The sequence below is a fragment of the Paenibacillus monticola genome, from assembly GCF_009664975.1.
Taxonomy (GTDB): domain Bacteria; phylum Bacillota; class Bacilli; order Paenibacillales; family Paenibacillaceae; genus Paenibacillus_AQ; species Paenibacillus_AQ monticola.
Map to the genome: position 1 here is coordinate 313,390 of NZ_WJXB01000003.1, position 18,574 is coordinate 331,963.

Sequence of the window (18,574 nt, forward strand, 5' to 3'; positions counted from 1 at the left end):
CCAAATGTTGAACACTTTTATTATTTTACTATGAAACCCCGCACAAAGCAAAGCCAAGCGGGGGCTTTTCCACTTGGCTTTGCTTTGGTTGATTCTTCACAAGCAGGCTAAGACTTGTTACTTCGTAACCGCCTGCTTGGCAATGCGCGCCGGTACAATATCATTAGCGATAAGATCGTTATGGGTTTCACGACGCACCACGAGATCTCTTAGTCCGTTCTGTACGAACACTACAGCAGGACGTCTAATCCGGTTGTAATTACTCGCCATGGAGTAGTTGTAAGCGCCCGTGCAGGACACAGCCAGCAAATCGCCGCTCTCAGCCTTCGGCAGTTCCACATCCCAGATCAGCATATCTCCGCTCTCGCAGCATTTACCAGCGATGGAGACCTTCTCTGTTGCCGCCTCATTGGCACGGTTAGCCAGCAGCGCCTCGTACTTGGACTGATACAGGGCAGGACGAGGATTATCGGTCATTCCCCCGTCTACCGCAACATACTTGCGTACGCCGGGAATATCCTTGTTAGTACCCACAGTGTACAACGTAGTTCCGGCATCGCCAACGATACTGCGGCCGGGTTCTACCCAAATCTCCGGCAGTGCACTATAAATCCCGGCAAAATGGGTCTTCACTGCGTCCGTGATCGCGAGCACATATTCCGATACCTGAAGTGGTGTATCTCCCTCAACATAACGAATACCAAAGCCTCCGCCCAGATTGACTACCCGGAAAGCTACATCCAAACCTTCCTTGACGCTGCGTGCAAAACCAGCCACACGCTCTACGGCAAGCTGGAAGCCTTCGGTTTCAAAAATCTGCGAGCCGATGTGAGAATGCACACCAAGCAGCGATAAATTACTTTTACCTGCTGCCGTTTGGACGGCTTCATAAGCAGAACCATTGCCGATATCAAAGCCGAATTTGGAATCCGTCTGGCCAGTTGCTGTATATTCATGGGTATGTGCTTCAACGCCCGGAGTAACACGCAGCAAGATATTTACCGTTACTTCCTTGCGGGCCGCAATGGCTTGCAACAGGTTGAGTTCAACCAGATTATCAACTACGAAGCAGCCGATGTGGGCATCAATCGCCATTTCAATCTCATCTGATGTCTTGTTGTTGCCATGAAAATGAATACGCTCCGCTGGAAATCCAGCTTTCAGTGCTGTGTAGAGCTCACCATCTGAAACCACGTCAAGCGATAACCCCTCTTCATCAGCCAAACGACACATCGCCATTACTGAAAATGCCTTGCTGGCATAAGCGACTTGAAAGCCAAGTCCGGAAGCTTTAAAAGCGTCCATATATTCGCTGCAGCGGCGCCGGACCAATTGCTCGTCCAATATATACAGCGGGGTTCCATATTCCGCCTTCAATTCAGTTACATCACATCCGCCGATTTCCAGATGTCCAGCATCGTTAATTCGGCTCGTCCCGTGTAAAAACATTGTGCAGTCCTCCAATTTCTGTGGAATATCCTATTCCATCCGTCTTATTGTATTCAGTATAGCAGACCGGTGGAACACCATTGAATGGACTAATTCGCAGTTGATTTGTATTTTCCTACGATTGTTGCTCGTTCTCTTGGATCGGCGGCATTCTTGTATTATCTCTTGTTTTATTGAATGACGGCCTTGTTTTTGAGTTTAAAACAGGCTGACGCAATAAAATCTCACCCATCGCCTTTGCATTAAAAGGTATAAACGGCCACAGATAAGAGGAATTGTAGGAGCGATGCATAGTCAGCAGTACAACGAGTAAGGTAGAGCCGATCATAAAGCCAGGAACTTGGAATGCGGCAACGGCAATCAGCAGCGCCAGCCTGACAATGCGGTTCGCCAGCCCCAGCTCATAGCTTGGTGTCGCGAACATGCCTATGGAGGCTACTGCCATATACAGCACTACTTCATTCACAAATAAACCCGTCTGCACAGCTATGTCTCCAACTAATATAGCGGCAATCAGGCCCATGGCAGACCCAAGCGGGGTTGGCGTATGAACTGCCGCCATTCGAAGTAGATCAACCCCTAGTTCCACAATGAGAAACTGGGCCAGCAAAGGAATATGAGCCGTCTTCTGCGGTCCGATAAATTCAAGCATTGGCGGCTTAAGTTCAGGATGTAAAACCAACAACATCCAGAGGGGCAGCAAGAACATAGACGCGAAAATACCAATAAACCGGACCCAGCGCAAATACGTACCCATAAAAGGGGTCTGACGATTCTCCTCAGCATGTTGGCAAAGGTCAAAAAATGTTGTTGGAAGAACCATAACACTAGGGGAGGTATCAACAAAAATAACAACACGTCCCTCCAGCAAATGAGAAGCCACGGTATCAGGACGTTCGGAATAACGGACCAGCGGATACGGATTCCAGCCGCCGCCAACGATCGCCTCCTCTAATTGTTTATCCGCGAGCGGAATTCCGTCGACATTAACACTTTTGATTTTGTCTGTAACAGCCTTCACCTGAGTCTTATCCACAATGTCGTCAATGTAGGCTACGCAGACATCCGTTCTTGTCCGGCGCCCGACCTGATGCATTTCGTACTTCAGTCCCGGATCACGTATCCGTCTTCTTACAAGCGCAACATTACTTAGGAGGGTTTCTGTAAACCCGTCTCGTGAGCCGCGTACGACCCGCTCAATCGAGGGTTCATCGGGATTGCGCGAAGGGTAGGCACGGGTATCCATCACAATTACCTGTGTCTCGCCTTCAATGAAGATAGCACTCATTCCGGACATCACCTTATTGATGCACTCACTTAACAACTGACCTTTCTCAACCTGAATATGCGGAATATATTGGTTCATAAAGCTGGCAAACACATCTGTAGATAAATTCTCCGGCGTAAGATAGGTCAACCGCTTTAAGATTTCATCCATTATGGTATCCTTGGCAAATCCGCTAATACATAGTAGTGCCGCCTTGTGGCCGCCAAAGGACATTTCCCTGAACACCACATCAAAGGATGATCCAAGCCCCATTACTTCAGTGAGTGTATTTTTGGTATCCTCTAACAAGGGTGGAATTTCATCATGGCCTTGCCAATAAATAATTGATTCCTCTAACGAATCTGATCGTTCAGTGTCTCGTTTCTTTTGCCGCGGATCTACTTTGTTCTTTTCCTTGCTGGAATCCTGCGGTGGCTCCTTAGCCTCAACAGTCTTGGGCGGCAGGGCCGCACTCTCCTTCCCCGATTCCGGCTCTTCTGCTGCCTGTGCATTTGGGTCCTGCATCTCCGTGTCTTCGTCCTCATCTTCGTCAGCACCCAACCCAAATAATCTGGCAAAAAAACCTTTGCCGGAACTTTCCTGCTCCTCAGAGCCCAGTTCATCTGAAGCTTCCGCTTCCTGCTGCTGTCCCCCGTCGCTTGCTGCAGAATCCGTGCTGTTCTCCACTGCCAGGGCAGCGCCCTCCGTATTTTTTGTGCCCTCTTGGTCTGGTGTACCCAGTCCGTCTGATGCTTCAATATCCTGCTCTCCATAACCAGTTGCTCCTGAGTCCACCCCCACGTCTGCTGTTTGAGCATCCGCCTTTGGCTCCTCTTCTTGTGAGTCTTCTGCACCAGACTCCGCTGGAACCGCCTCTTTCTGCTCATCCTCCTCTGCGTCTGTACCAAACAGTTTTGCGAAGAATCCTTTACTAGAATCTTCCTCCTCTTCAGTACCCAGCTCCTCTGAGGCTTCTGAGTCCTGACTGCCGCCACTGGTTGCTCCAGCGGTTGCCCCAGCGTCCGCCCCGGTATCCACTTCAGAATCTGTTGCATCCGGCTTCTGTTCGGCGGACTGGTCAGTGGCCTGCGCTTCTTCCGCTTGCTGACCACAATCAGCCTCAGGCTCAGTGCCTTCGGTGGTGCTCACAGTTTGGCCAACGTCAGAAGCTGGCGTTGCGCTCGGGCTGCCCTCCTCTGCACCTGCTTGTGCGTTACTTTCCCCTTCTGCAGCGGGTGTTATCTTCTTCTCTTGCTCTACGTAATCGCCGCTGTGAATATATTTGACCATTCCAATAGCCCCCTATTTATTGTCGATATACAAACCAATCGAATAAAGAACCCGCGACCTTGCCAGCTACCATCGCCATTAGTAATCCGAATAGATGGTGAGTCATATTCAGACGTTTAGCCAATATAGGCAGTACATTTAAAACCTCTGTTAAAGCCGCAGCCAGCATTCCGACAAATATTCCATCAAACAGCCCAACCCCTAACTCCACTAAGGGGCCGGCTGATAACCTCCAATTCCAGAAATCACTTACAGTACCAAGCAGTGACCCACCCACCAAAGCGCCTTCATACCAATGCACTTTATCGTAGGAAGAGGTCAGTTGCGCCAGGCGGGGCACCATATCCAACACAATAATTAGCGCGATAACCCCACCGCCAACAGCGATCCCTCCCGCAATACCCAGCAATAGATTTAAACCTAATGAGATCGGTGCAGTCATGATCAGCCCTCCGGGTGTTCAGCTTGACTCACTTCTTGACGATTCTTCATTTTGCTGTATTCTTCATTCACCACATAATGGTCGATATTTTTCTGGTACAGATACATCTCCACTTCGAGTGGAGTTGGCTCCTCGTTCCACTTCTTTTTGAACAAATGGTTGAAAAATATAACCATCCCAAAACCAATACCCAGTGAATAAGCAACCTGAAAGGCATACGGATGCTCATCCCGATGACCCGTTAACATCTCTACAATACGAATTTGGACCTCCTGCATGCTTACATCCGCATGAAAATTCATGATGGTCAGTGCAGAGCCGAAGAAGAGCAGCAGCCACACTAACACAAACAACGCCATGGAGGGTTTCCGCGCCTCAACCGGACCTTCAATCTGCACGATCGTTTTGCCCTCCCCAATCGGCTCAATATCAGCTTTTGGCAATAGCTCCTGGATGCGGGGGATGACCATCAGGAGATCAATTAGGATAAGGTTTCCGTCACTTTGTTCCGGCTGCAGCAGCAGAATAGAATACAATGACTCCTCCCACTCTGGGTCTGTAATCAGAAAGGCAACATCACGTAGCGTGACTCCCTTACCTTGGGGGACCGTCACCCGGTTTTTCAGCTGTATATAGATGGCGGGAGCAGAATGGCCTTTCATCCACAGTCCTCCTAAGGATTTTAGATACGAGATTAACGATAGTATGGGAGAAAAGGTTTATTTTTACTCTGAGGTCTATTTCATTTCCAAAAATGAATAAATGTTGATTGTTTATGGGTACCCTTGCCGCAGATTTCAATCTAGACTTAAGTTGTAAGTTGTAAGCCGTTAGCGGAGAACTAAATGTAAGCGTGTACAGTAAATTTAATTCAGGAGGTTGGTTATGAGAAAGAGTCCCAAGAATATTTTCAAATTATTCATTTGTTTATCTCTCCTGCTTAGTATCAGTTTCAATTGGGGTCAGCACAAACCGGCAGAGGCTGCTGCTACTTTTGCGAAGGGGGCTGATGTGGGCTGGTTATCGGAGATGGAATCCTATAATTGGGCTTTTTACAATGACAGTGGGGTTAAACAGGATGTGCTGCAAACGTTGAAGGATCACGGAATGAACTCGATCCGGCTGCGGGTCTGGGTGAATCCTTCCATTAACTTTTCTAATAAAGCCGATGTCGTTAAGCAAGCTGTTCGTGCGCAGAAGCTTGGTTTTAGAATTATGATTGATTTCCATTACAGTGATACCTGGGCAGACCCGGCTAATCAAACCAAACCATCCGCATGGACTAGCAAAAGCTTTACAGATCTAAAAACAGCAGTATATGACCATACTTACGATGTGCTAAACACACTGAAGAGTAATGGCGTTACCCCTGAATGGGTGCAGGTTGGCAATGAGACCAATAACGGGATGCTCTGGGCAGATGGCAAAGCGTCTGTAAGTATGAGTAACTTCGCTGCACTGATCAACTCCGGCTATAACGCTGTAAAAGCGGTAAGCAGCACCTCCAAGGTCATCGTCCACCTGTCTAATGGGTATGACAACGCCTTGTTCCGCTGGATGTTCGACGGGCTGAAGACCAATGGTGCCAAATATGATGTCATCGGCATGTCACTTTATCCCACTACTAGCAACTGGTCCACGCTGAATGCTCAAACCTTAACCAATATGAATGATATGGTTGCTAGATACGGAAAAGAGGTCATAATCTCCGAGGTTGGCATGGATGTAAGCGCACCTGCAACTGCCAAAGCATTCCTGACCGATATTATCAGCAAAACCAAATCTGTCACCGGCGGCAAAGGGCTGGGTGTATTTTATTGGGAGCCAGAGTGCTACGGCACTTGGTACTCTTATACTAAAGGCGCTTTTGATTCATCCGGTAAACCTACAATAGCACTGGATGCCTTTTTGAACTAACCTCTCAGGTAAACCTATAAGGACCGTCTCACCAGTTCAATATTCACTGGGAAGACGGTCCTTTATTTTTTGAAAATGGGCAGGATTTATTTCACGGTCGCATACCATTCATTAACTTCCTGCGTAATTTGTTTGCCTCCGCCTGATTTCCAGGCAGCTGCAAAGGTATCGAAGGCGCTCAACGGCTGAATGCCGTATATAATATCGTTAAACGTCTGACTCTCCAGCTTGTTCAGATAATCCTGTCTGGATTTCATCGTTTCCGTTGCCGGTCCGGTGAACATATCCTTGAATGATTTATCTTTTTGCGCCAGTAGAACTTTGGCTGCAGCCGGGGTATCAGGACCATAACTAACGACTGCCTCCTTCTCTAGTCTCGTCTGCGGTTCGGCGCCGCTCGCCAGATGAAGCAGTGACTGCAGCTGAGATTCAGGGATACGTGCGCCGTCTCGCACCAGCAAATAACGGATACTGTTGACATAACCACCGGATATCTTGTCATTGGCGATCCGGTTCCCCGTGGAATCCAGTTGATAGTCATAACCAGAAAAAAGTCCGTTATCAAGTTTGCTACCAGGCACAGGATCAGCATAATGGTCAAAGAGATAGTTCTGATAGGTGAAAAAAGCTTCCGGATGCTTCATTGTCCTACTGATCAGAGTTACACCATTATTGTAAGAGGTACCATGCCGCATTACGGTTCCTCCCGGCCCAGCAGGCAGCTTAATCGGTGCCCATACGGCATCAGGAGCATGGATCAGCGTATCCCGCAATGGCCAACCACTCATCCAGTAAGGTCCGGGAATCATACCAGCGGTGCCGGCAACTGCCGGTTCAGCTGTCTTATTCTCATCCCATAGTGCCGCTTCCTGCGGAATGTATCCTTTGGCTAACCATTCCTTCAGCTTCGCCAACCCCTGCTTGCTGCCGTCATTAACGGAGCCATACTCCAGTTTGCCATTAGCTCCTAAGTTCCATTGCTGCGGAAGCGTTCCATAAGCACCGAAGATCCACGAAGGATCACCCATCCATGTGTTCATCGTTGTCTTGAAGCCTATACTAAGCGGGGTCACCTGATCCGGCGCCAACCTGTCAGGATTGTGGTATTTGAAGGCCTCCATGACTTGTTCCAGCTCGTCGATCGTCTCGGGAGCCTTAAGCCCCAGCTTAGTCAGCCAGTCCTGGCGAATCCACAGAATATAATCATGGTTATAGGCATAATCGAGCACCGGAATGCCCATTCTTTTGCCGCCGCGGCTGTACTGGTTCCAGACATTAGGATCTTGTGCCATCGCCTTTTTCCAAGTACTAGAAGCATATTTATCAAACATGGAACCAACCTCAGCATAGAGTCCCGAATCGATTAAATCCTGCGCAATGGTTATATCAGAGGCTCCGACAGTCACCACCTCCGGCATTTTCTGGCCTGAGGCCATCGACAGTCGCAACTTTGTACCATAAGCACCGTTCGTATCCGTAATCGACCACAACGATTGAATATGGATGCCGAATTGTTCTTTGGCCCACCGGGTAGCTATGTTATTCTCAATCGTTTCTCCGCGCTTGAATTTCAGCTCCGGATCAACGCCCCACACTGTTGTAATCGTCACCTCGGGATCATATTTATCCTTGTAGACGTTCTCTACATCTCCTGCTGTGTGACCAGCTGTACTTGCTGTATTTTTTGTATTTGCGTCCCTTATTCCGAAGCAGCCCGTCATGCCGCAGGCCAAAAGCAGACATATGCACAGGATCAACAATCGTTTCCTTTTCTTTATCGCGCTCTCCCCCCTTATCCCTCACGAAATTCATTTGGTGTCATACCGTAGTGCTTTTTAAAAAGAATACTGAAGTACTGCGGGTTCTGATATCCCAGCGCTGTAGTGATTTCGTATATTTTTTTGTTCGTATTCTTAAGCAAATAGAGTGCATGTTCCATCCGCATTCGGATGATATAATCTCCAAGTCCTTCTCCTGTTTCGGCCTTATAGATCTTGGAGAGATACACTGGATGCAGATACACCTGTTCTGCAATACTCTTCACCGACAACTCATAGCCGCCGTGTCCTCCTATCAGCTCATGCACCTGCCTAATCATATAGCTTTTTGTGTATTGCTCACTTTCAGACAGTTCCTTCTGCAGCTTGCTCAGCATCTCATACGCCCAGTTCTGCAGCTTCTCAAGTGAAACAATAATGCTCTGGGTCAGCAGGGGATCAAAGGCGTACTGGTCAATTTGCGAAATAAATTGTCCATCTTTATGGACGATATACATAAAAGCATTGGTGATGGACAGAAACACTTCATACAGATGCTCTCTGGGAGCGGTCTCCATATCACGGAACACCTCGTCAATCTTCAAACGGACTGCCTCCCATTGCTTTGATTCCAGCAGATGAATCAGTGTGGGTGGACGATATAGGCTTTCCAGCGACTTGACCGCAATCTTCTCCTGCAAATCGCGCTCCTCCAAAAACAACACCGAGCTAGATTCGTTAGGCGCTGTCAAATACATGGCACTAAGCCCGCTTCTGTAAACAGAGGTCAACCCTTCGGGAAAAGTAAACCACTTAGATACGATAAGCGAAATATCCCCCTTTAGATAATTGCTCACGTGAATACGAAATTCGGATATAGCTACCTTTAGCAAGCCCCTCCGCACAGCTTCGTAGTTGTCCAGCAGCTCTATTTCTTTTACAACATCTACTTTTAACCCAACCAGCAAAAGCAGGCAATCATGCGGCGCTTTACTGAACCAGACATGGAACTGCTCCTTGAATAATTCCTCAGCAATATTGCCTATAGCATATTCCATTAGAGAGATCGAATGCTGATCCATTGCCGTATAATGCTTGCCAAGCTGTATCAGTAGAATTACCGAAGGGGCAGGCATATCAAAAGCGACCTCATATTCTTTTAGCTTATCCTTAAGCGTCCGCTCCGAAAGCACTTTACCTAGCAGCAGATCATGCATCAGATTGGCGCGAAGCACACTATAATCCCCTTTTCGCTTATAGAGCAGCAGATGATATTTATCGTGTACCTCCCATTCATCCTTCAATGATTCAATGGCATCGGTTACACTTTTGATAAACTCCTCGTCATTTACTGGCTTCAGAATATAATCGAACGCCTGCAGCCTGATCGCCTTCTTTGCATATTCAAAGTCGGAATAGCCCGTCAACAGAATCGAGCGGATATTGGGCCACCTTTCGCCCACGATCTCCATTAATTCGAGTCCGGTCATGCCGGGCATGGAAATATCCGTGACCACAATGTCTATCTGCTGCTCCTCTATCATTTGCAGCGCCTGTGCACCTGACACTGCTTGATGTACTTTCCAAACCCCCAATTCCGCCCATGGAATCGTCCGTTGCAGGCTCTCCGTCACATAGGATTCATCATCAACCAATAACACCTCTATCATCGCTTATCCTCCTGATTTGGCGGCAGCAGCCATTGCAGTGTAGCTTGTAATCCTCCAAGTGGTGAAGCCGTAAAGGACAAACTCGCCTGGTCCCCGAATCGCAGCCTCATTCTCTGGTATACGTTCCAAAGTCCGCAACTCATCTCTTCCGTCATTGGCCGACCCAACCGACCCTCCAGTTCCGCTCTGTCTTCCGCATTCATACCTTGTCCATCATCTTCAACCGTTAACATCATCACTTTCCCGCTGCAATAGCCAGTGATCCGCACCCTTCCAGCTTCGGCCAACGGTTGAATTCCATGCAAAATTGCATTCTCAACCAGCGGCTGCAACACTAATGGGGGAAGCTCTAGCTTCAACATTTTGGGGGGGATATTTACCGTATATTGAAGTCTGCTCATTCTCATCCCCTGAATTTCCAGGTAGTGAGTCACAAATTCTGTCTCTTCCGATAAAGCTACCAAATCACGCTCCTGCCGCGTCGTGTATCTGTAATAGCGTGATAAATTATGCGACATCGCAACAACAGCGCCCATATTGTCGAGCTTCGCCATACTCGTAATAAAGGAGAGGCAATTATAGAAAAAATGCGGGTTGATCTGTGACTGCAGCTGCTTCAGCCGTGCCTCCCGCACGTGAATTTTCTCCATCAAAACGTTCTCGATCAGCTCTTGGGTCTGTTCAACCATAGTGTTAAAGCGACCGGATAAAAAGCTGAATTCATTCTTCCCTTTGAGCTCGACTCGGGCAGAATAATCACCCTGCTTCAGCCTCTGAAATCCTCCTATCAAATGTCTTACAGGCACCTGCACCTGAATATATAACAAATAGGCTATCAGACTACCCATTAACAGCAAAGCGCTGACGGATATGTAAAATAAGCGATTCGAGTTGTGAATGGGCTGTAATATTTCCGACAAGGGAATATAATCGATCAAATACCAGCCCATTTTATCAGAATAAACAATATTAATGCTGTAGGATTCACCCTCTATATCCAGCGTCCGGTTCTCACTGCCCATGATCTGTTTCTGCTCCAGCCGTCTGACCAGTTTATTAACGAACAACAGGTCGGCGCTGTGGTTATAAATCAGCCCGGTCCCTGGTTTGTAATAGAAGGGATCTCTACGACCATCACTTTTGAATTTATCCAGCATATCCTCTATATTCCGGCTATCAAATTCCACCTTCATGATAGAGTTGACCTTCTCGGGAGAGAATTCGGACATAAACGGTGTGAAAGAGAACCAGGAGAACCGAAAACGATCCCCACTCTGATCTTGCAACTTCTCCACCTGCCAGCCTGCTTTCACTTCCTGCAATAAATCTGCATTTTTATAGGTTGTGACATCATTCTCAATGACGAGCCGTTGTAAAGACGGGGAATAGAGATATAATTTACTCTTCCAATTGGAGGAGCTTTCTTGAATGCTGATTTTGGTCTGAATCCGTTTGATCAGATTCATAGTATGAAGATTCAAATGTCCAAGCTCCAAATGCTCATCCTTGAGACTGAGAATATCAGGGTCGTGGATCAATAGAATAGGCCATGAGGCCAGCAGTTCCATATTAGTCTCTACCTGATTCTGAAAAAAGCGCAATTGATCACTATTCGATGTATTCAACTCACTCCGCAGTACATCGGTAGTCGTCTTATTGGAATAAATATAAAGAAGGGTAATTGGAATCAGCAAGATGACCATAACACTGACGATTTTGGTAAATAAATTAAATTTATACACTTTCTCTTCACACCCCAGCGTATTGTCGTAGCTCTTATTGTACAAACAATACCTGCGGACGCATAGCCAAAAAGGCAGGCTGCATAGTCACGCTTGGCACAAATCCCCAAAACGTGTGATAGGCAGGCCTTAACCGCCTAATTCCAGCACGGTTACTGCCTGCCCTTCACTTATTGCTGCATCAACGCAGATACTATGGAAGCCGCTTCAGCACGTGAGGTATGAGCCTGCGGTTTGAAACTTCCGTCACCAAAACCCTTGATAAAACCAGCCTGTTCAAGAAAAGTTACTGCTTCACTGGCATATGGCGAAATCGAGTTCTTATCCTTAAAAGGAACTGGACTGCCGTTGCCGTCAGCCTTAATCTCATTAATAAGCTTAAGGGCGCGGCACGAAATGACAGCCATTTCTTCACGAGTCAAGAAATCGGAGGGACCAAAGTCTCCGCCTGCTAGTCCCTGCACAATTCCCAGCTTGCCAGCCGTAATCACTGCCGGATAGTACCAGCTCTCAGGGTGCACATCCGGGAAGCTGGCTGAACCCTGCTCTGTTGTCAGTTGGAGTGCGGATAGCAGCATGCTGACGTATTCGGCACGAGTAACGTTACCTTGCGGTACAAATTGCCCGTTACCTGTCCCTTGTACGACTCCTCTAGCCGTCAGCGTCTCGATAGCTTGCGACGCCCAACCCGCTGTGTTCAAATCAGTAAATTGGTCTATTACATATCCGGCAGCATAGGTACTGAAATGACGAGGCTGAAATACAATCTGTTCTGCAGCCTGGTCATACTGCACGTCTCTGACATATTCATACTTACCATCAGCGCTAATCGAATATACGGCGATTTGATGGCCTTTCTCACCGGGCTTCAACGAGTAGTTCATGGCTATAACCACTGCACCAGGCTTGTTGAACTGGTTCACGGTCACACCGTCAACTGCGAGATGGAAATCATACGCCGGATATCCGCGTGTTCCAGCTGACAGCTGCTGTGGGATTGGAATCGATGTAGCTCCGGACAGCGAGACTGTCATGATCTTGGCGTCATCCTTTACGATTCCTGCTCCAGCTTCTGTAGAAACGGTGATGGAAGCTGCACCGCATACAATAACAAGCTGAGGACGCTTACCTAGCTCCAATAACGAGGCTAAAGGGATCTCTACATTAGCCCCTATGCTCTCTCCAGCTGCAGGTTGGATTGTGATAACCAGTTTCCCGTTATCCGGAAGTTTTGCCACTGCTTGCTTGAGCTCATCAGCAGTAAGGGTGACTTTGGCGATACCATTACTTCCGACCAGCGCTTTGACCTGTAACTGGCCTTCGGCTTGCACAACTGTTGCAGTGCTTGCAGTAGTGCTTGCGGGGTTAACGCCTCCCGTGTTAATAACTATGACCGGACTAGGAGCTACTTCAACAGTACCAGGGTCAGGCTCACCAGTGCCGGGGTCTACTTCACCAGTACCAGGATCCACCTCACCGTTACCCGGGTCAGGCTCACTGCCATTGTCACCAGGAGTCTCGTCTTCTCCGGTTACCGGAGTCTTGAAGACATCTAGAGAAGGCAACGCATTGCCTGCAAAATCGAACATCGCCTGATTCTCCCAGGCATTGCCTTCGCCAACCTTCCAGCCTACTCCAGCAGCCGGAATCCAGGCCGGCTCCCAATAAAAGATCCCCGTCCCTTTGCCTTCAGGCACTTTGGAGACCACATTCATCATCGTCTTCACTTCGGCCTTTTGACCGGCCACCGTAGCCGGGAAACCACTGCCGTCCAACTGATCCTGTCTGGCGATATTATTCTCAAAACCGTCTGCATCCTCTAGAGTGAACGGATACGCAGTTTCTGCTACGATCACTTCTTTGCCATAACGCTTGGAAATGTCATCCAAATTGTATTGCAGACTATCTAGCGTGCCGCTCCAATACGGATAGAAAGAGGCACCGATCACATCATAATCGAGATTTCGCTTCGTTAACTCATCAAAAAACCACCGAAACGTATCATTCTTGCCGCCTTCGGCAAGGTGGATCATGATCTTGATATTCTGTCCTACTGCCTGAGCATCTCTTACCGCCTGCACTCCGCTGTTCAGCAGCGGAACCAGCTTATCAAAGGCATTCTCTTGATCGTAGGATTTGCCATCCGGCCATAACATACCGCCGTTAATCTCATTCCCGATCTGCACCATATCGGGCGAAGCCCCTTTTTCCTTGAGCTCCTCCATGACACTATGGGTGTAGTCATATACGGCTTGTTTCAATTCTTCATAAGAATAATTCACCCAAGCTCCAGGTTTATTCTGTTTACCGGGATCGGCCCAGAAGTCAGAGTAATGGAAATCAAGCAGCAGCTTGAAGCCTTTCGCCTTCACACGTTGCGCCAGCTCCACCACGTGCTCACGGTCATTATATCCGCCCGCTTCCTCGGGATCGTTCCAAATGCGTAGGCGAATGTAATTCACACCCCGGCTCTTGAGAATATCCAGCAGATCCTTCTCTACTCCATGGTCGTAATACTTCCCGCCAGCATCCTCAACTGCCTGCAAAGTGGAAATATCCGCACCCTTAATGAAACCTGACTGTAGGACGAGTGCAGTAACTGTAATTACAGCCGTCGGCTGTATCTCTGTTCCGTCCACTTGTCCGGTTATTGTATATACACCTTCTACAGCATACTGCGCCTCTGAAAGGTCGTTCCAAACGACTGGAAGCTGCTTGCTTGAGCCATCCTCATAGGTAGCCTTAACAGCAGAAGGCAACACAGCAGGCACATCCGTGATTGTAGCCACTTCTACCGGCTCAAATCCGCTAATCGGTGTAGTGCTATCACCAGTTACCGTCACCTCAGCCACCGCTCGCAGCAGTGTTGCGGAAACAGAGCCGCCTACTGTAATTGTCCCAGGGCGAGAATAATCTGCAGGTTGCAGCACATCCCAAGTAACCTCCGCATCCTCCGTACCGGAATCACCGTATACCGCGGTTACCACATTGGGCAGCTCAGGTACCTTTCCAACTTCCGTATCGAGTCTAATTGGCAGTACTGAAGTTATAACTCCTTGCTGAGGCTCATGCGCATTAGTTCCGGCAGGCACTCCCCATATTTTCACATCATTTACAGCAGCCCATTTCCCGCCGTTAATTCCAGTGACTGTAACTCGCACATAGGAAATATTCCGCATCTTAAAAGCATTGTACTGCGTTTGCTCTGTACTAACGCTCTGACTTTGGTCCGCAACGGTTATCCATACCTTGTGATCGCGTGAAACTTCAATTGTATATTGGTTGATGTAGCTCCAGGCATTCCAAATCACAGTTGCCCCGGACAAGTCGTATGAGCCTTGCAGATCAACCTCCAGCCAATGCGGAAAGCTGCCATCATTCGCCGCCCAGTTCGTGCTCCATTCCTCCGCATCCACCGCCATCCCTGCTTCATATCCGCTAAGCTCGCTATCCGAACTCGCTGGTTTGCCTAGAGCGACATTCCCTTCTGCCGCTGCTTGAACTGCGTTCCCGAAAGTGAAAGGAGAGCTAAGAAGGGCCAGAATCATTATTAATACGAATGTTTTTCTCAAATTCACTGCCTCCCAGACTATATAATGGTGCTATTCATAAGCTTGCAACACTGTAGTTCTGTATACTTCCTAATTGTAAACGCTCCCTAAAAAGCACCATAGATCACTCCTGAAACATTTCTGCAGTTTTAGCATTCTATTTACGAAAAAACAGTTAAATTGTATAAATTCTTAACTTTGAACAAAAAGAGGGATGCCCCAAAAGCCTTAAGGCCTTTGGACATCCCTCTTACTATGTTAATTCTAAGTTATGTTTAAGAGATTAAACTTTGGAGAGTATCTCTGGTTTGGGCTGCTGGCTGGAAATAAAGAATAATGCAGTCCAAATCAACGCAAACCCGATAATTTGCGGAAGGGTAACCAACTGACCGAACACCATCCAGTTAAGGACTATGCCCGTCATCGGGAAGCTGAGTTCAGCCAAGGTAGCAAAGGAAGCTTTGGTCGTGCTAAGTCCTTTGTAATACAGCAGCATACTGAGCAATCCTGGCAGCAAAGCCTGCAGCAGCAAGTTGATCGCAATCGCAGCAGAGGTACCTAGCCCGCCATGAATCTGCCACGGCGCATTTTCCAGACTGGTAATCACAAACAGCAAAGGCAAAGCCATAATGAAACGTAACGAAGTCACGGTCTCGTATTTCATAGAACCCAGCAGATACCGTCCCATCACAGTTGAACCGCCCCAGAGAGCTGCTGCCCCTAGCGCCATCAGGCTGCTGATGCCAATAAAGCTGTTGACATGCCCAAAGGGAATACTCCAGCCAAAGGTTAACAGATACGTGCCTGCCAGTGCTACTAAGATCAATGGCCCAAAGTTTCTGGGCAGACGTTCTTTAAGGATTAGAGCGGCGAGCCCGATGGCGAACAGCGGCTGTAGCTTTTGCAGCAGGAGTACCGCATTCAGATCTCCGCTGGATAAAGCCATGGTGAACAGGATCGTAGCCACGGCAGACCCCCCCCAGGAGACAACCAATAATGCCCCTGCCTGACGGATACGGATGCCTTTAAGTTCGGCGCGATGGCGCCACAATACGGGTGCAGCAGCCAGAAAAAGCACAACATGCTCCAGCAGTACGATTTGCGAAGAGGTCAGCGATTTCAGCAATATGATGCGGAATAGCGGATCAACGCCCCACAATGCAGCACCCAGCACAACCAGCCAAAAGCCACTGCGCAAAGGTGCTGTACGAACTTCGGATGATGAAGCAGTTACATTACTCATAATTCCATTCTCCTTGTCGATACAAACCCTCGATAAGAGACCAAAAGCCCCCGAATTACCTAAAAGGGTAACAGTCGGGGGCCATTATCAATAAAGGCTGGCAGGAGGGACTCCTGGCGCCTTTATCTTATGATCCTCTCCCATCCGGACTTTACCGTCGGCTCTGGATTGGCACCAGATCAGTCGCTTCCTCTATAGAAAAGAGAAAACGAGTCGCGGGCTTAGTTCGCTTAGAACCTCACCGCCGGTCAGGAATTTCACCTTACCCCGAGAATCTTGTATTCCGTTATTTTTTTCACAATCTTAGGATAAACCCCATCTGGCGTTTCGTCTAGTCCTTTATGAAAATATACATAGTTGTTTCACAAAATAAAGCATTTAGTGCAGCATTCGACAGCAAATTCAGGGTTCATTTCTCCTATTTATTTACCGATATAACAATTAGGTCAAGCCATTTATTACTTATCTAAATAATCATGTTTTCAGCCAAAATATCCCGCAACTTTTGCCAACATTTGTCGTTAAAGCATTATATGTGCCACTAGTGGCAGAAGTAAAACTCAGGAATACATAGGGCCAATAAATGGGGATGGTAGGGATTATATATGAAGAAATATGGTTTTTGGGCGTTTCTGCTGCTCCTGTTGGTAGTGGTATTCCCGGGAAGCAGTCATGCGGAATCTGTCGAGACACATATTAACCTGGATGGTAATGAGCTTACGATCTCAAAAGACGCCCAAGTACAGATTGTAAACGGCAGTGTTATGGTTCCGCTTCGACTCGTAACCGAACAGCTTGGTTATTCTGTGAAATGGGATAATGTCACCAAGACAGCGATCATTGCACAGGCGAATACAACGCTAAAACTGGTTGTGAATAATACAACAGCTGAGGCTTCCGGCAGGCAGGTGCAACTGGATAACCCTCCTTTTCTCAGCGGCAACATCACTCTAGTTCCTTTGAGATTCGTTGGGGAGGAGACGGGAACTACGGTTGGTTGGGATAACCTTTCGAAAACGGTATATCTCACATCAGCAGCAAAAACTGCAGAAAATAACGTTTCTACTGCAACTAATCAGATAGCTGTACCGGATTCAGAACCCTCTCTCTTGCCCGAGACCGAAACGGAGATTAGCGGATCACCTGCTGGTGCGGAGTCTGCAAGTGAAAACAGCAGTCAAGCAGAGCTGACCAATCTCAGCTTCAGTGAGAACCGGCTTATCATTGCCGTAAATGGCAAATTGTCCCCGAGTACATTCACTATGACTGCTAAAGACCGGATCATTATAGATTTGCCGAACACCCGTTTTGCTTCGAGCTTCGCTCAGAGCCAATCTCTCGCCAACAGTCAGAGTGGACAGATGACTGTTACAGAATATCCAGATGTCTCCGCTGTCAGGTATTCATTGTTCAGCAACTCTCCAGCTGCGATTCGGGTGGTCATTGATCTAAATAGCGCCAAGACTTACAGTGTAATTAATAACAATGATGGACTTCTTATTATTGATCTGAACGGGACAGGAATTGTTCCTGAATCACCAACAGGCCCTGATACTACAATTGCAGACCCAGCAGATATTCCTTTGCCCTCTGTAACCCCACCCCCCATTACTACTTCTGGCAAACGACTGGTTGTTATTGATGCCGGCCATGGCGGAAAGGACCCCGGAGGAATCAGTCTCAATAAGCACAACGAGAAGGATTTCACCTTAGCTACAGTGCTAAAAGTAGCGGAATTACTGAAAAATGAACCCAATATTAATTTTGTGCTCACCCGCAGTGATGATAGCTATCCCACGCTGCAGCAAAGAGCCAAGATTGCCAACGATTTAAAGGCTGATCTATTCCTCTCCATCCATGCCAACAGTATTCCGGCTGGCACTACAAGCAATCCTAGCGGCTTCGAGACGTACTACTCTCGCCCAGAAAGCCTACAATTTGCTACTACCGTGCATAAATATCTCGTACCCGCAAGTGGACTTTCAGACCGTGGGATACGCAAGAGCAGTCTATATGTCACAAGAGAAACTAAAATGCCCGCCATTCTGCTGGAATGCGGATATTTAAGTAATGCCAATGATGAAGCGCAGCTCTATTCGGCTGATTATCAGCAACGGATAGCCGCGGCGGTGGTTGCCGGTATTAAGGAGTATTTGGGGCTATAACAGAGCAGTTCTATAGACACACAAAAGGGTCGTACCCGAAGCCAGTTGTCCTGACTTTGGGTACGACCCTTTTTGTGTAGT

At 47.8% G+C, this 18,574-nt stretch carries 11 protein-coding genes and 1 riboswitch; of the genes, 2 read left to right on the plus strand and 9 right to left on the minus strand.

From position 1 onward, the window contains the following. Positions 1-117: 117 nt before the first annotated feature. The 4 genes from lysA to GJB61_RS10595 all read right to left on the minus strand — a co-directional run bounded on the left by lysA (position 118) and on the right by GJB61_RS10595 (position 5,110). Positions 118-1,449, minus strand: coding sequence for a diaminopimelate decarboxylase (lysA, locus tag GJB61_RS10580; protein WP_154118470.1), 1,332 nt, complete (start codon positions 1,447-1,449; stop codon positions 118-120). A 115-nt stretch (positions 1,450-1,564) separates the two neighbouring features. Beyond that, entirely contained in the window at positions 1,565-3,241 is a 1,677-nt protein-coding gene (locus GJB61_RS10585) for a spore germination protein (protein ID WP_154118850.1), read from the minus strand. A gap of 781 nt (positions 3,242-4,022) precedes the next feature. After that, positions 4,023-4,448: a stage V sporulation protein AB gene (locus GJB61_RS10590; protein WP_154118471.1), complete on the minus strand. Its 426-nt coding sequence runs from the start codon at positions 4,446-4,448 to the stop codon at positions 4,023-4,025. 2 nt (positions 4,449-4,450) lie between these two features. Then, the gene (locus GJB61_RS10595; protein ID WP_154118472.1) at positions 4,451-5,110 is read right to left on the minus strand and encodes a stage V sporulation protein AA; all 660 of its coding nucleotides are present in this window, start codon (positions 5,108-5,110) and stop codon (positions 4,451-4,453) included. 223 nt (positions 5,111-5,333) lie between these two features. Here GJB61_RS10595 and GJB61_RS10600 point away from each other — a divergent pair, with 223 nt between their 5' ends. Next, on the plus strand, positions 5,334-6,365 hold the full coding sequence (locus tag GJB61_RS10600) for a glycoside hydrolase family 53 protein (RefSeq protein WP_154118473.1): 1,032 nt from the start codon (positions 5,334-5,336) through the stop codon (positions 6,363-6,365). A gap of 86 nt (positions 6,366-6,451) precedes the next feature. Here the strand turns inward: GJB61_RS10600 and GJB61_RS10605 are convergent, their stop codons facing one another. From GJB61_RS10605 to GJB61_RS10625, 5 genes are all read right to left on the minus strand, one after another. Next, positions 6,452-8,086: a type 2 periplasmic-binding domain-containing protein gene (locus GJB61_RS10605; protein WP_154118851.1), complete on the minus strand. Its 1,635-nt coding sequence runs from the start codon at positions 8,084-8,086 to the stop codon at positions 6,452-6,454. 71 nt (positions 8,087-8,157) lie between these two features. Then, positions 8,158-9,792: a response regulator transcription factor gene (locus GJB61_RS10610; RefSeq protein ID WP_154118474.1), complete on the minus strand. Its 1,635-nt coding sequence runs from the start codon at positions 9,790-9,792 to the stop codon at positions 8,158-8,160. Continuing rightward, entirely contained in the window at positions 9,789-11,534 is a 1,746-nt protein-coding gene (locus tag GJB61_RS10615) for a sensor histidine kinase (protein ID WP_338115748.1), read from the minus strand. The genes GJB61_RS10610 and GJB61_RS10615 overlap by 4 nt, the downstream gene beginning before the upstream one ends. Before the next feature lie 170 nt (positions 11,535-11,704). Beyond that, positions 11,705-15,106, minus strand: coding sequence for a glycosyl hydrolase 53 family protein (locus GJB61_RS10620; RefSeq protein ID WP_154118475.1), 3,402 nt, complete (start codon positions 15,104-15,106; stop codon positions 11,705-11,707). 262 nt (positions 15,107-15,368) lie between these two features. After that, the gene (locus GJB61_RS10625; protein WP_154118476.1) at positions 15,369-16,328 is read right to left on the minus strand and encodes a DMT family transporter; all 960 of its coding nucleotides are present in this window, start codon (positions 16,326-16,328) and stop codon (positions 15,369-15,371) included. 128 nt (positions 16,329-16,456) lie between these two features. Further along, positions 16,457-16,607, minus strand: a riboswitch (FMN riboswitch). Positions 16,608-16,933: 326 nt separating this feature from the next. On the opposite strand from GJB61_RS10625, the gene GJB61_RS10630 reads away from it, so the two are divergent. Further along, positions 16,934-18,493 (plus strand): N-acetylmuramoyl-L-alanine amidase, encoded by a 1,560-nt coding sequence (locus GJB61_RS10630; protein ID WP_154118477.1) that lies wholly within the window; start codon positions 16,934-16,936, stop codon positions 18,491-18,493. The last annotated feature ends 81 nt before the right edge of the window (positions 18,494-18,574 follow it).

What these genes read in the sequence shown, in the direction of transcription:
- GJB61_RS10605 (WP_154118851.1), bottom strand. Translation starts at nt 8,086, where the DNA reads ATGACGGGCTGCTTCGGAATAAGGGACGCAAATACAAAAAATACAGCA.
- GJB61_RS10595 (WP_154118472.1), bottom strand. Translation starts at nt 5,110, where the DNA reads ATGAAAGGCCATTCTGCTCCCGCCATCTATATACAGCTGAAAAACCGG.
- GJB61_RS10625 (WP_154118476.1), bottom strand. Translation starts at nt 16,328, where the DNA reads ATGAGTAATGTAACTGCTTCATCATCCGAAGTTCGTACAGCACCTTTG.
- GJB61_RS10610 (WP_154118474.1), bottom strand. Translation starts at nt 9,792, where the DNA reads ATGATAGAGGTGTTATTGGTTGATGATGAATCCTATGTGACGGAGAGC.
- GJB61_RS10600 (WP_154118473.1), top strand. Translation starts at nt 5,334, where the DNA reads ATGAGAAAGAGTCCCAAGAATATTTTCAAATTATTCATTTGTTTATCT.
- lysA (WP_154118470.1), bottom strand. Translation starts at nt 1,449, where the DNA reads ATGTTTTTACACGGGACGAGCCGAATTAACGATGCTGGACATCTGGAA.
- GJB61_RS10590 (WP_154118471.1), bottom strand. Translation starts at nt 4,448, where the DNA reads ATGACTGCACCGATCTCATTAGGTTTAAATCTATTGCTGGGTATTGCG.
- GJB61_RS10585 (WP_154118850.1), bottom strand. Translation starts at nt 3,241, where the DNA reads ATGCAGGACCCAAATGCACAGGCAGCAGAAGAGCCGGAATCGGGGAAG.
- GJB61_RS10630 (WP_154118477.1), top strand. Translation starts at nt 16,934, where the DNA reads ATGAAGAAATATGGTTTTTGGGCGTTTCTGCTGCTCCTGTTGGTAGTG.